The sequence below is a fragment of the Sulfitobacter sp. HI0040 genome (assembly GCF_001634885.1).
GTDB lineage: Bacteria > Pseudomonadota > Alphaproteobacteria > Rhodobacterales > Rhodobacteraceae > Sulfitobacter.
In genome coordinates, this window is the sequence record NZ_LWEX01000248.1 from 1 (window position 1) to 430 (window position 430).

Here is a 430-nt window from a genome sequence, read left to right on the forward strand (position 1 = left end):
GAGTAGCGAATCGCGAATCCGCATCGCGGTCACGGCATCGCTGTATTCCGCGGCGATGACCGGATCGGTGATCTTGAGCGCGAAGTCCGCCACCACGTAGGATATGCTGCGCGCCTTTTCGACAGGCACGGTGACCTGACCCAGCATCACGATGGTCCGGTCCTCGCGCGGGTCCTGTACGGCGTCCTTTGCATCGCCGTAACCGTCGGCGTGCTTTTCCGCGCCGGGTTTGGCCTTGGCGGCTTCGCTATTTGTCGCGGTTTCACTGAGGGAAGGCGCCAGCACGGTGCCCGCGCCGTAGCCTGCGCCCGCAAAAACGAGCGGCAGTACCGTGAATGCGATTGCGACCTTTTTCATCATCGACCTTTCGTCAGGATTCCTCCTGTCCTAAAGGTCGATTGTGTCCATCATTGTCTGAGAATGTGGCACG

Annotated in this window: 1 protein-coding gene; it reads right to left on the minus strand. The window is 60.5% G+C overall.

All coding sequences use genetic code 11. The features are described 5' to 3' along the window. Positions 1–357 (minus strand): hypothetical protein (locus A3728_RS13210; RefSeq protein ID WP_443069431.1); only part of this gene is annotated, 357 nt, incomplete at its 3' end. Positions 358–430 lie beyond the last annotated feature (73 nt).